The sequence below is a fragment of the Nostoc sp. DedSLP03 genome, assembly GCF_034530815.1.
Lineage (GTDB): Bacteria > Cyanobacteriota > Cyanobacteriia > Cyanobacteriales > Nostocaceae > Nostoc.
Genome location: NZ_JAVRCK010000144.1, coordinates 1 through 13,183 on the forward strand (window position 1 = coordinate 1; position 13,183 = coordinate 13,183).

The window sequence follows — 13,183 nt, forward strand, 5'->3', positions numbered from 1 at the left end:
CTCTGACTCTATTACATCCCTACCTCACTTTAAAAGATGTTGGTAATGACAAGCTCTTAAAAGGGTGGGATTGAAACAAGGACGCTTTATACCTTGTTGCACTCTCCACTCGGTATAATTATTTCTTTTAAAGTGGGCTTTATACCCACAACTAAAGTTTTTGTTAATACTTCTTTCCTTCTGCCCCCTGCCTTCGTACTTCTGCCTTTCTTTGTAAGCGAAGCGGAAAGCGAGTCTACGTACTCTGTAAGAGTTGCAAGCTACGCTTTTAGCGTCTCGTAGAGAGCGTCTTAATTCAGAAGAGCTGAATTCTTCTTCAACAGCCCTGAAATCAGAACTGATGATTTTTGGTTTTGACTCGCTGATACAGTTCTTCCATTGTTTCAATAAAGGATGCATCATTGTGCCAGAAATCAGGAAAATCCCCTTGTTTCTTAATCAAAATTGCACAGATACTACCTGGAGTCGCCACTTCAATAGTTTGTGGTAATCGTTTTGTACCTAACCAAAATTCTCTGGCATTTGGCATTTGGTTAAGAGATTGTTTTTCTAGCTGAGTGTACAGCGAATTAGAAAGTTCTAAAGGAATTTCTTTAGTATTTAATTCCTCAGAAAGAGCTTTTCCCAAAGGAGAATCAGCTAATTTGGCTTGAAGTTCTGCTTTCGATAATCCCCGTAATTCAAATAACAACCAGGGATTATTATCTAATTGAGAAGCCACTAAATAGTAAACTCCAGCAATGTGCTTACAGGGATTAGCATAATCTGGGCAAGAGCATTTAGTTTTGAAATCATTACTACTATGGGGCAATAAATATAGCCCCAAATTAGAGAAAGTATCTTCAATATTTTCTGGGACTTCATTTAGCAGCAATCGAGAAATGATACTGGCTTTAGAAGAAAGCTTTTGGATAGCTTCATGACAACGGGTTTTAGCAATAGGTGTAATCTGAATCTCTATATTATAAGTTGGTTCTTTGTAAACTCCAAAATAGGGATTAACTGAGCCTCTGACTTTGGCAGTAATTTTATTTAAGTCAATCTCAAAGCTTTTGACTTTACCACCGCTAGCATAAGACCGTCCTCTTTTGAGTCGGTTATCATCTGTAAAAGCTTCTAGTGCTTGAATAAAGCGATCGCCCCACCAAGTTCGACTAAATTTCGCCATGATATCTACTCCAAAATTGCACTCTTATTCAATGAAATCAACCGCTTAAAGGCTTCATTATCTAATTCAGTGAGCCAAGATTCATCGCTACCAACAACAGCATTAGAAAGTTTTTTCTTATCTTCAATCATTTGGTCAATTCTCTCTTCTAGAGTTCCAATAGCAACAAATTTATGCACAAAGACATTCTTTTTTTGACCAATACGGAAAGCACGGTCAGTTGCTTGGTCTTCAACTGCTGGGTTCCACCAACGGTCAAAGTGAAAGACATGGTTGGCTTTCGTGAGGGTGATACCTACGCCCCCTGCTTTCAAGGAAAGGATAAAAACCGATGGTTCTGTATTTGGGTCTTGAAATTCGGTAATCATTTGTTCTCGACGTGGGCGACTAGTACCACCATGCAAATAGTAAGTATTGCAATGCAGACTGTGTTTGAGATGTTTTTCAATCTTCTCACCCACTTCCGTAAATTGACTAAAAATGAGTAAACTTTCTCCTTCATCAACTGCCTCCTCAACCATCTCTGCTAACCGACTGAGTTTGTGGGAACGTAGTGGTGAAAAATCACTCCCATCTTGCAGAAATTGGGCTGGATGATTACAAATCTGCTTCAATTTCATCAGGGTTGAAAGAATCAATCCTTTGCGTTGAATTCCCTCTGCTGATTGCAATTGTTTTTCTACATCTAGTACCACTACTTCATAAAGCGATGCTTGCTCTTTGGTCAGGTTGGTGTAGAGTTTTTGTTCCACTTTATCTGGCAAGTCATTAATAATAGATTGGTCAGTTTTTAACCTTCGCAGAATTAGAGGTTCTACCAGTTTTTTCAAGGTGGCAGATTTCACGCGGTCATTGTCTTTTTGAATCGGAATCTCGAAGATTTTCCGAAACTGGGCTTCTTTACCCAAGTAACCAGGATTGAGAAAGTTAAAAATTGACCACAAATCCAGTAAGCGGTTTTCTACAGGAGTTCCTGTTAATGCCAGCCGATGTTTAGCTCTTAATTTTAAAATAGCTTTAGTTTGGGCAGCTTTCGGATTTTTAATATTTTGTGCCTCATCCATGACTATTCGTTGCCACTCGATGCCGCTCAATAACTTTTCATCTTTGCGGACTAAAGTAAAAGAACTAATTATCACATCGTTTTGTTTACAAGCAGCTTTGAAATCAGCTAGATTTTGCAGCCTAGTGCTACCATGATGCACCATAGTTTTTAAATGAGGTGCGAATTTGGCAATTTCCTTCTGCCAGTTGCCAACAACAGAAGTCGGAGCAATTAATAGTGTGGGCAGGGCAGATAAAGAAGTAATTTTTCCTCCTACTTTCAGAGCTGAATGTAACTCCTTCTCTTGCACTAATCGGGCAATCACCTGCACGGATTTACCTAAACCCATATCGTCTGCTAAACAGCCATTTAATCCCAAATTTTCCAGATATTGTAGCCAGGAAACACCACGTTTTTGATATTCTCGGAGTGTGCCTTGCAGATTATCAAGTTCAGAAATTGGTTCTAGGCGACTTTTATCTTGTAGCTTTTCTATCATCTCTGACAAAGCTTCATCATGTTCAATTTCCCATTCTGACCCCAATTCAGCACTGCGTTGTAGAAACTCCAGTAAGGTCATCTGGGGTTGTTCGTTACCGTGGGACTGCCAAAATTCGAGTAACTGCTGCATTTTATCTCGGTCTAATTCCATCCATTGACCGCGAAAATGCACTAGGGGAGTTTTAGCGTTAATCAGTTGTTCCCATTCAATAGGTGTGACAGTTTGCTCCCCAATCGCTAATTCATACTGATACTCCACCAGTGAGTCTAAGCCGAAATAGCTTTTTGTTTCCCCTTTCGTTGCAGCAAGTTTACTACCCGATGCTTTGAGGCGAATTTTGGCGCGACGACAACCTGTGGGAGTATACCAAGCAGGTACAATTACTTTGAATCCTGAGTCTTCCAGTACCCAAGCACTTTCAGTAAGGAAGGCAAATGCTTCATCTAAGGTAATTTGCATTGCGATTGGACTCGCTGTTTCCAACCCAAGCCATAGTTTGGGATACATCCTGGCTGCATACCCCAGATTCAGCAGCAAATTTGTTTCAAAATCTTTACCAAAATCTTTATGTACAGCAGTTTTGGAAAATTGATTCATTGTCCAGTAGTCTGCTAACGCTAACTTCAAAGAAGGGTCTTGTTTACTCGCTACCAAAAATTGAATTTGCCAATTGTCTATTTGTGACGATGAAGGAGAATGTAACTGGAAGCACAGATGAAAAGGTGAATCAGCTTGAGTACGAGTAATTTTGGTTTTCCACACCAACCATTGCTGATATTCATCGAGGGCAGTATTTGTTGTTAGTGGATTATGCTGACGAGGATAAAAGCAAGATTCAATTAGAGAATTAGCAATTTGTTTGTCAAAAGCGGCTGTAGATGGGGTGTGAGTCACTAAATCATCAAGTACATATTCGGAAAAGTGACGCAATAGTGTTTCTCGCTCAAAAAACTCAATAGGATAACTAACTGTTGCTTTACCTGCCACACATATTAGTGGCATATAGTCAATATATTTAAGAATATTTGCTTCATATTGTTCGGAAATAATTTCCCAGGTGGCATAAATTTCAAATGCTGCTTTATCAGTCTTGCTTTTGCCTTTTTTCTTCGGATTTTCCGATGATAACTGTCGATATTTTAGGGCGGGAATAAATTGGTCTTTGAGGATTACTTGTTTAAAACTTTGAGTGTAATGATACCAAAATAATAAATCTGAACCAATTTGAAACTTCTCCACATTATATATTGCTAAAAAATGGATATCTTTAAGTAGTTTAATAATATTAAGTGCTGTGACATTTTTGGTATATACTACTGTTTCATAACAATCTACCTGCCAATATTGGAATTCTTCATAGCTATCAGTCAACTCAATTTCTAAATATTTGGTTAATTCTGGTGAAGGTAGGGGCTGATTATTGGTCGTTGGTAAGGCAAAGTATTTAGGAGATATGCGTTGGAAAAATTTAGTATTGTCTTCTTTAATTCCCAATTCTTGTACTAAAAAGGCGATTAATTCGGATTTTAGCAAATGTCCAGGATGAATTTGTTGATTATTGGTGTGACTTTTTTGGGATAATTGAGTTTCTACCCACAAGTAAAAAGACCCTGACTGAATAAAGTCAGTTTCCTCGTTTGGTATCCAGGTGCCATGAAGTATTCTCATTGTTGTGATGTCTCTGGATTGTTTGGAAATTCACGCGCCTTAGAATTACTTTAGCAAACAGAGGTACTAGAACTATTTTCTTTATGCAAAAGAAAGCGATGACGCTATAGTGCGATCGCTTGACTTACACACTATAGAGGCAGCAGTCCTATACTTCCCTTACAACTCAAAATCAAGAGTGAAGGTTTGGTCATCAGAATCCTCTTGGTTTTCGATAATAGATGGCTCTTGAGTCATTGAAGTAAGTTTGTTATCTTCAGTATTATTCGGCGTGAAAGCTACTTGTTGTGTGGGAAATGCACCCTTTCTGAAAGCAAAATAACAATCAATGATAAAGTAAAGTGTCTCCAGGTAACTTTTACCTAGTTGCTGTGATTCGGCAAATATCCGCTCACGGTAGCTATCTTTGATCCGAACTTTTTCTGGGGTTAAGTCAAGTTTGTCTGCCATTGCGATCACTTAAGAGATGTAGTAGTTGGATTCTTGCTGGTGATGGCTTTTGCCATCTCTAAAAGCCCAGAGACATTGGCTTCTACCGGATTGTCCAGGATTTTGAAGCCGTTTTTCTCCAACAGCTTCTTAAATCCAGGTAAGAGGCAGCCTCCACCTATCGCCCAGATTTCATCCCCTTGGTGCTTGGCATCAAGTGTCAGATTCACCACTTTCTTCAAGTATTTTTCATACCAATCTTTTAAACAAGCGGTGTATATATCTTTGATATCGATGTCACGGCTGTATCTGGTATGTCCCATTTCCAGACAAAATCGGATCTTGGAAGCATCCCCAATTTTTCCTCCATTTAGATGTTTCATTTTTTGGGAGATATCATCGATGAGAACTTCCACACCGATGGGGTAGGCGGTGTGAACTTCTCGTTGACCCCGGTTGTAACGAGAATATAGGGTTGTTCCATTGCCAAAGTCTAAAATGGTTAGTTTTTTTGGTAGTGGATGCCCAAACAATGCACCCATACCCTCTAGTACAACTTTTAGCACTTCTACTTTCACGTCTGATTGTTTACCAGCAAGTATTGGCTGATATTCTCCATTGAGTACTTTTTGTAGTTCATTAGCCAGAGCAACATCATGTAAACTGACGACTAATTTTAAGTGCCAAGCCTTACGATGTGGTAGATGTGCCAATGCACCCAATAAAGTCAATAATGCGTTGTTGACTTTGTTTTCATTGTTATCGGTGTTTCGGTCAAAATAATTTCCTGTCCGATAAGCTGACTCTCCGACAGTGTAAGCACTACCGTTAAAAACTACCCGTCCAGGTACATCTTCCATCTCGGCATTGGTTATATAGCTGGGGACACGAACTACTTCAAAGCCATCGACTAAAAGTTTGAGGCTTCCGTAACCGTTATCGAAACCCGCAGGAAAAATTTTTTGTAAGGTGTGAATGTTAGACATAAAGACAAAGGTAATACACTTTGATTTGTGAAATTTATCCGTTCAGATAATTTTGGGTAGCAGGGGAGACAAAAATAAAATAACTACCCCTTTTTGATTTAGAACCAAGAGTTTATCATAACCCCTTGGGGGCTAAATGGGGTATAAAATGTCAGTCAGTCAAATATACCCTATATAGCACCTATATACACCCTATATAGGGGTCAAAATATTCCCAAAGTCTTGAACTATTGTTGGGGTATATATAGCCCCCATGTAGCCCCCAGTAGGAATTTTTGAAATCTTTTATATCAATGCAGTAAAAATTAATTTAGATCATCGTTGATCCTTTAATGAAATTCAAAATACTGTTAGGAAGAATAAGAATAATTTTGAATTAATTATCCTTCAAGGTCATTACACCTACTGATTCAAAGAATCAAGGGGCTACAAGACGCGATGCTCGAAGACTTGCTAACGCGGAAAGCGAGTCCACGAGCGTCTTGTCTTTAATTTTGAATTCCTCGTTTGCGTAGTGTCTCGCAGAGAATGGGTTGACAGCTTGATTTATACTTTAGTGTTAATCTTTTGTTGAAAAGCAATTCAGTTTTGATCTTTAACTTCTTGCTGACTACGTAACGAGTGCGTTATCACTTGCTTACAGGTTCAGCTTTCTCAACTGAATTATCATTTACACCCAAAGTCAATTCCAAAGGAGTTCTTTGGGGGTAAGCTTTTACTACTTGTCGATAAACATCATAATTAGTAGGTAGTGTCTGCTGAGAATTACCCACTCCATAAGTCAGTTTGTACTTTACATCTTTCACTAATTCAGGTTTGTCTGCCTCTTCTGGAAATTTTTTACGTTGTTCAACTTCATCAACGCTTGGTCGCGGCGGTAAAGTAGGCCACCATAGCCCTCGATCATCTGGGCCAATTACTTCTCCCGGTGGTTTTACTCCATTTCGATTCAGCACCGAAGTAGTAGCAAAGGTTTCAATGCGGGGTCGTGGTTCACTAGTTAGGTTATTGGCATATTTAACTTGCCAGGTGTAACTGGTGAGTGCTGTAGCTTTATACTGTTGAGCAGTAGTAGTGCTGCAACTAGTTAGTGTCAGTGCCGTTAGTGCAGTTATTATTGAGGATAAAATTCTCATTTGCATTATCAATCGTAAATATCTTTCACCAATCACTCTTGAAGAGAGAGTGTGGCATTATTGCTGCCAAGGAGAAGGAATCGCTGTTGTTGAAAGCACCTGACCCGTTGTTAACCTAATCGCTGTCTGCTCACAATTAGGACATTGGACTTTCACCTGAATTAGTGAAGGATGGCCTTTATATTCTCCCATCACTGGCTCTCCAGTATATTCGCTAATTATTCCCTGTTGGCAGTGGTAGCACTCGAATATGACACGCCCCACTGAGGAATTACAATCCAAAAACTGGATGTGTTGACAGCGTTCTGGCGGTAACTCTTGTTCATCACCTCCTTGTGTCAATTGTCCCTGCTGCTTGGACTGTTGCGGTGATTTAGATTTTCTCTTGTCAGGAGAGGTACGTTCAGAGGTACGTTCTGCTTTACTTTTCTCTAAATGTTGCGGTTTTTCAGCAGTGTCCGGCTTTGACCTTAAAGGAGGTATCACCTCTGCTTGGGCTGGCTGCTCAACTGACGGCAGATCATCACTGGGAGTAATATCAGGCTGAGAGGTTGGCTGCTGTTTCTCTACTGGTTTATAAGCTACAAGGTCAAGCTTTGAGCTTTGGTCGTTGGGTTTTGGCTGTTGTTTAGGTGGCTTGGGCGAGCGCTCGGTAGACTTCATCAGAACTTTCTTTCCTGAACTTTAGCAAATGAGTGTATTTTAACTAGCAGTTCACCTTTTAAACATTTTTACTAAGTCACAGATGAGTTTATGTACTAAAGCGTATAGTTGCCACTATTCATCAGCTTTTCCTACCAACTCTTCTAGTTGAGAGAGTAGTTTATCTAACTTCGCTCGTTTGTTGGGATCATTCCAAACAGATGTTTTTTTAAGTTGTTTTCCGATTTTAAAATACCTCTGAACATAGATTTTACTAGGTGGATTGTCTTGTTCAATGACATTGAGTTCCTGGATTTTTTGCTTAATTTCTCTGAAACTCAAGTTTTGGGATATTGCTAGGTTGAGCAAGGTTTTTCGCTGTTCTTTATTTTTAACTTGTGCGATCGCTCTAGCCTTTGTAAACTCTATTTTACCTTCACGGAGTGCTGTCAAAATATCAATAGGCAGATTTAGCAATGGTAAACGACTGGTACGAAAGGATTCTGACGAAAATTTTCCTAACCCAGATAAGACCGATTCGATAACTTGAAGTTGGAGGAAAACGTTTTCCTCCAATTGTTGTTGACGGTTTTTTGCGTGATTAGCACGATTCAGTATAGAACTAACCTCTTCGGAGCTGATCTTGAGTTTGAGTGAAAGAAGCTCAAGAATTGCCTCCGTTTCTTCAACTGGGTTAAGATCCTCACGTTGGAGGTTTTCTACAAGAGCAATTTGGAGAGCTTGTTGATCATCTAAGTCTCTAAAAACGACAGGAAGCTCACTCAATCCAATTTCCTGGGCTGCTCGATATCGCCTTTCTCCAGCAACTAACTCATAGGTTCCATTTTTTAATGGACGAACTAGTAACGGTTCTAGAATCCCATGATCTTTAATTGATTGGACTAATTGAGATTGCTTGTCTGGAGCAAAGTAACGACGGGGTTGCTTGGCAGGAAGTTGAATTTGTTGAATAGATAATGTTTGAGAAGATTCGACACTTTTTGGATCAGTGATAAATTTTTGGGCAATGGAGGCAGAGAGTCCTTGAGTTAGTGATTGTCTTGGTTTATTCATTCAAAACCTCCAAAGATTTTTTGAATAATTGTTCAATTTCACGTCTAGCGATTCCGGCTGTTGATCCAGGTAAATCAAAGATAGTAGAATTTTGTCCATAGCAATCGGCGATGATCTGTCGTTGATGAAGTACATTTTCTAAAACGGTGACATTTGGCATTAATTGAAGTACTTCTACTGCTTCATCTTTCAATTTAGTTCCTTTAACTGCACGATTAACAAACATTACGGCTTTAGGTTCTCCTCGCCGAATCCTTTGCGCTTGTTGAATCAAATGTACAGTATCAGAAGCACTTTCAAGGTCAATACCAGCAGGTTGGCATGGAATAATTGCTAAATCAGCAGTTAAAACTAATGCTCTGGTTGTTTCAGAGAGGGCAGCAGGCCCATCAGCAATAACCCATGTATATGATTCATTTAGCTTAGGTAACTCATCCAATAGTGCATCAGGCGCTTGAATAATCTGACAAGGAATAACTTGTTCTAATCGCTTGAGCCACTTAGAAGATGAGCATTGAGCATCAGCATCTACAAGTAGCACTGATTTACCTTGTTTTTGTAGCCATCGTGCAAGATGAACAGAAACTGTTGATTTACCTGCTCCTCCTTTTTGATTGATAATTGCGATGATCGGCATAAGTAGGATCTAAATTACACAGTATAGTTTATGGTAGATTTTTAGCTTATACAGGCTTTCAGGCAAAACAAGCAAGCATCAAACAGCAAGATATATATAAGTATCAATGTTCACAAGCAGAACTTTTGAAATTCTCCTTTATATTCAAGTTGAACTTAAAAATTTATATCAATTTAACACGATTGCAAAAATCCCATCTTCTTTGCAGATTGCCTATATCTTGAAGAATACTGCTCAAACAAATAGTTTCAATAGGTAGCTTCTCAATTTATCTTGTTTATCTCATTCATTAAGTTTTATGTCCAGTTTAACTACCGACTTAGTTTATTCCTACCTCAAAGAAATCGGACGCTACCCTCTGCTAACTCCTGAGCAAGAAATTACAAATGCAAGGGCGTTGCAGCAGATGATGGTGATTGAAGAACATCGTTCAAGCCTTGCACTTCAATTAAACCGCCAACCAACTGCAAGAGAATTAGCTACCTCGCTTGGGCAAACCGAAGCTGAAGTACAGTCAATCGTTCAACAAGGTCAAAAAGCTAAAGAGAAAATGGTGACAGCTAACCTACGGTTGGTGGTTTCTGTTGCCAAAAAATACCAGAACCACAATTTAGATTTTCTCGATTTGCTCCAAGAAGGGGCACTAGGTTTACAAAAGGGAATCGAAAAGTTTGATCCCAACCGAGGCTATAAACTATCGACCTACGTTTATTGGTGGATTAAGCAATCAATAACACGCGCGATTGGAGAAAAATCTCGCACTATCCGTCTGCCAATTCATATCAACGAGAAATTAAATAAAATTAGGAGAGTACAGCAGCAACTGTCTCAGTCTTTGGGTCGTCCTCCAGTTGTAGCAGAAATTGCCGAATCCTTAAATGTATTGCCCAATCAAATACGGGAATATCTTCACGTTTCCCGCACTCCAGTCTCGCTAGAAATGCGAGTCGGAGATGAGCGCGAAACTGAACTAGCTGACATTTTACCGATGGATGGTATTTCCCTAGATGAGCAAATAGCTCAAGAGCTTCTACACCAAGACTTGAGCAAGTTACTGACATTGCTCAATCCAAGGCAACGAGAAGTATTGACTCTACGTTTTGGATTGTCAGATAATCAGCAGTTGACTTTGAGTCAAGTTGCGAAACGTCTAAACCTAAGTCGAGAAACAATTCGCAAAACTGAACATCTTGCTCTCTCTGTTTTGCGCTCTCATCAAAACAAGATCAAAGACTATCTTCTTAATTAAGTGTTTCTTTTATATGAGCAAAACTCGCTACTCCAAAGATTGGAAACAAATCGCCACAGCTGTAAAAGATGCCTCCGATTGGCGCTGCTCTGGTTCAGCGATCGCGTACCCGCAATGAACTGGTGATGATTGCACTTTTGAGTGCTGATGCTGTAATTTCGGTATAAAAGACACTAGTATAAAGGACACTAGTTTATATAAATGCTTTGTCCCAGCAGACAATTGCATATTATATTTTAGTGTGTATGTACTATATTAATAGTTCATCAATACTAATATTGAATATTTTGCCGTAACAACAGCACGAAACATTTTTGCCCAAAGCAATGTCCACTTCCCAAACTCCCATCCAGCAACAAGTTAACGTTACTCCCCAGCATGAAATAATTACCGGGGTAATAGAACGTTTGACTTTCCACTCAGAGGAGTCGGGGTATACAGTGGCGCGTTTGATACGTCCTAGATTTAGAGATTTAACCACAATCGTCGGTAATTTTGCCAACATTCAGCCAGGGCAGACACTTCAACTAACAGGCTTTTGGCGTGATCATCCTCAGTTTGGGCCACAATTCCAAGTCACCAATTATAAAGAAACCAAACCAGCAACACTCACCGGAATTGAGAAATACTTGGGCAGTGGACTAATCAAAGGAGTTGGCCCAGTCACAGCCAAGCGTATCGTTGCTCACTTCGGTTTGGAAACACTCGACATCATCGAAAACCAAATTGAGCGACTGATTGAAGTCCAGGGTATCGCCAAAAAGCGGATCACTCTGATCAAAAACGCTTGGTCAACTCAAAAAGCGATTAAAGAAGTGATGGTATTTTTGCAAAGCCACGGCGTTTCAACAACTTATGCTGTGAAGATATACAAGCAATACCAGGACAAAGCTATTGATACAGTTACCCATAATCCATATCAGTTAGCGACTGATATCTACGGAATAGGTTTTCTTACAGCTGACAAGATTGCGCGTAACCTGGGAGTTGCACCTGATAGCGAATTTAGATACTGCGCTGGAATAACCCATGCTTTAAGTGAAGCCGCAGAAGATGGTCACTGCTACTTACCACAGCCAGAGCTAATCGAAAAAGTCATCAAACTGCTGACAACTCAGGAGCATCAGCCGACAGAAGATGCGATAACCAATATCATCAAAGATATGGGTGCCAGAGAGGAGTTGGTTAGGGAGAGGATTCGAGATGATTATGGCGAGAAACTACTATTGTGTTACAAACCAACGTTTTTCCATACTGAGCAGAACTTAGCGCAGTTAATCTCTCGAAGATTACGCCAACCGATTGCACAGGATATGCCTCGTGTTCGTGGTTGGATTGAACGTTTTACCGCTAGTCATAAAATACAATTATCGCAACAGCAGCAGCAAGCTGTGGAGATAGCGGCTTATTCTCCATTCATGATTCTCACTGGTGGCCCTGGTGTGGGGAAAACTTTCACCACCCATACAATAGTCAGCTTGTGGAAAGCAATGGGTAAATCGATTGCTCTAGCTGCGCCAACGGGGAGGGCAGCACAAAGACTATCCGAAATGACCCGACTTGAAGCAAAGACCATACATCGCCTACTGGAGTTTGACCCCAAGAAAATGGGGTTTAAATGCGGTAGCGATAACCCTTTGCCGCACACCGCAATTATTGTTGATGAAGCTTCAATGCTTGACCTATTCCTGGCACACTCTTTGGTGAAAGCAGTAGCAGAAGGAGCGCAACTATTATTGGTGGGTGATATCGACCAGCTTCCCTCAGTTGGGCCAGGAAAAGTATTAGCTGATCTAATAAATTCGCTTCAAGTACCAGTGGTTCGGCTAACGCAAGTATTTAGGCAAGCCCAACAGAGCGCAATCATCACCGCTGCACACCAAATTAACCAGGGAGAATATCCGGCGCTTGAGCCAATCTCTGATAATCCCGTGTCTGATTGTATTTGGCATGGTGGAGGAAATCAGCCAGAACACGGGGTACAGGCAATCTGTGAACTGATCACCGATTTGATTCCCCGACTGGGCTTTAATCCGGCAACAGATGTGCAAATACTTTGTCCCATGTCGCGGGGACTGGTGGGAACTCGTAACTTGAACGCTGTGCTGCAACAGCTGATCAATCCGCCTAGTTTTGATTTGGTGGAGATTAATCGGGGTGGCATGATTCTACGTGAAGGCGATCGCATTATCCAACTAACCAATGACTATAACCGTGAAGTTTTTAACGGTGATTTAGGGAATATCTTAAGTATTGACACCGTAGAGCAAGAAGTTACAGTTAATTATGGTGGTCGGGCTGTGGTTTACGATTATGCTGACCTGAATGAAATTACCCTGGCATTTGCTGTCTCAGTGCATAAAAGCCAAGGCTCAGAGTATCCTGTGGTGATATTTCCATTGCATATGCAGCATTATATGATGCTATCGCGCAACCTATTTTATACAGGGCTTACCCGTGCAAGGAAGTTGGCGATCATCATCGGTGACAAAAAAGCAATATCTTTGGCTATGCGGACTACAGATGACCAGCAGAGATATACACGGTTGTGGCAGAGGTTGTTGCAGCCGATTTGATCAACATGAATGTAGAATATCCCTCTTCTGTCACTCTCCGGAATAAGCAAATAGTAAAAAAGCGAAATCAT

10 protein-coding genes are annotated in these 13,183 nt (G+C 40.3%); 2 read left to right on the plus strand and 8 right to left on the minus strand.

Translation table 11 applies throughout. The features are described 5' to 3' along the window. Nucleotides 1–331: 331 nt before the first annotated feature. The 8 genes from RM368_RS36230 to RM368_RS36265 all read right to left on the minus strand — a co-directional run bounded on the left by RM368_RS36230 (nt 332) and on the right by RM368_RS36265 (nt 9,287). A complete protein-coding gene (locus RM368_RS36230; protein WP_322698535.1) occupies nt 332–1,168 on the minus strand; it encodes an SWIM zinc finger family protein in 837 nt (278 codons plus the stop codon). Between the two features lie 5 nt (nt 1,169–1,173). Next, the gene (locus tag RM368_RS36235) at nt 1,174–4,383 is read right to left on the minus strand and encodes a DEAD/DEAH box helicase (protein WP_322698536.1); all 3,210 of its coding nucleotides are present in this window, start codon (nt 4,381–4,383) and stop codon (nt 1,174–1,176) included. 159 nt (nt 4,384–4,542) lie between these two features. Next, complete coding sequence (locus RM368_RS36240) at nt 4,543–4,833, minus strand: hypothetical protein (RefSeq protein WP_322698537.1); 291 nt, start codon at nt 4,831–4,833, stop codon at nt 4,543–4,545. A gap of 5 nt (nt 4,834–4,838) precedes the next feature. Beyond that, a complete protein-coding gene (locus RM368_RS36245) occupies nt 4,839–5,798 on the minus strand; it encodes a ParM/StbA family protein (protein ID WP_322698538.1) in 960 nt (319 codons plus the stop codon). 629 nt (nt 5,799–6,427) lie between these two features. After that, entirely contained in the window at nt 6,428–6,934 is a 507-nt protein-coding gene (locus RM368_RS36250) for a hypothetical protein (RefSeq protein ID WP_416212289.1), read from the minus strand. A 57-nt stretch (nt 6,935–6,991) separates the two neighbouring features. Further along, nucleotides 6,992–7,597, minus strand: a complete 606-nt coding sequence (locus tag RM368_RS36255; RefSeq protein ID WP_322698540.1) for a hypothetical protein — start codon at nt 7,595–7,597, stop codon at nt 6,992–6,994. Nucleotides 7,598–7,711: 114 nt separating this feature from the next. Then, the gene (locus tag RM368_RS36260; RefSeq protein ID WP_322698541.1) at nt 7,712–8,650 is read right to left on the minus strand and encodes a ParB/RepB/Spo0J family partition protein; all 939 of its coding nucleotides are present in this window, start codon (nt 8,648–8,650) and stop codon (nt 7,712–7,714) included. Continuing rightward, nucleotides 8,643–9,287 carry an AAA family ATPase gene (locus tag RM368_RS36265; RefSeq protein WP_322698542.1) on the minus strand — a complete coding sequence of 215 codons (645 nt, stop codon included), beginning with the start codon at nt 9,285–9,287 and terminating at the stop codon, nt 8,643–8,645. Before RM368_RS36265 ends, RM368_RS36260 begins: the two co-directional genes overlap by 8 nt. Nucleotides 9,288–9,585: 298 nt before the next feature. Here RM368_RS36265 and RM368_RS36270 point away from each other — a divergent pair, with 298 nt between their 5' ends. Then, nucleotides 9,586–10,536, plus strand: coding sequence for an RpoD/SigA family RNA polymerase sigma factor (locus tag RM368_RS36270; RefSeq protein WP_322698543.1), 951 nt, complete (start codon nt 9,586–9,588; stop codon nt 10,534–10,536). Nucleotides 10,537–10,862: 326 nt separating this feature from the next. Next, complete coding sequence (locus RM368_RS36275; protein ID WP_322698544.1) at nt 10,863–13,112, plus strand: ATP-dependent RecD-like DNA helicase; 2,250 nt, start codon at nt 10,863–10,865, stop codon at nt 13,110–13,112. The last annotated feature ends 71 nt before the right edge of the window (nt 13,113–13,183 follow it).

Excerpts from the sequence above, each read along its gene's own strand:
- RM368_RS36270 (WP_322698543.1), top strand. The coding sequence starts at position 9,586 with ATGTCCAGTTTAACTACCGACTTAGTTTATTCCTACCTCAAAGAAATC.
- RM368_RS36240 (WP_322698537.1), bottom strand. The coding sequence starts at position 4,833 with ATGGCAGACAAACTTGACTTAACCCCAGAAAAAGTTCGGATCAAAGAT.
- RM368_RS36230 (WP_322698535.1), bottom strand. The coding sequence starts at position 1,168 with ATGGCGAAATTTAGTCGAACTTGGTGGGGCGATCGCTTTATTCAAGCA.
- RM368_RS36235 (WP_322698536.1), bottom strand. The coding sequence starts at position 4,383 with ATGAGAATACTTCATGGCACCTGGATACCAAACGAGGAAACTGACTTT.
- RM368_RS36265 (WP_322698542.1), bottom strand. The coding sequence starts at position 9,287 with ATGCCGATCATCGCAATTATCAATCAAAAAGGAGGAGCAGGTAAATCA.
- RM368_RS36255 (WP_322698540.1), bottom strand. The coding sequence starts at position 7,597 with ATGAAGTCTACCGAGCGCTCGCCCAAGCCACCTAAACAACAGCCAAAA.
- RM368_RS36260 (WP_322698541.1), bottom strand. The coding sequence starts at position 8,650 with ATGAATAAACCAAGACAATCACTAACTCAAGGACTCTCTGCCTCCATT.
- RM368_RS36245 (WP_322698538.1), bottom strand. The coding sequence starts at position 5,798 with ATGTCTAACATTCACACCTTACAAAAAATTTTTCCTGCGGGTTTCGAT.
- RM368_RS36250 (WP_416212289.1), bottom strand. The coding sequence starts at position 6,934 with ATGAGAATTTTATCCTCAATAATAACTGCACTAACGGCACTGACACTA.
- RM368_RS36275 (WP_322698544.1), top strand. The coding sequence starts at position 10,863 with ATGTCCACTTCCCAAACTCCCATCCAGCAACAAGTTAACGTTACTCCC.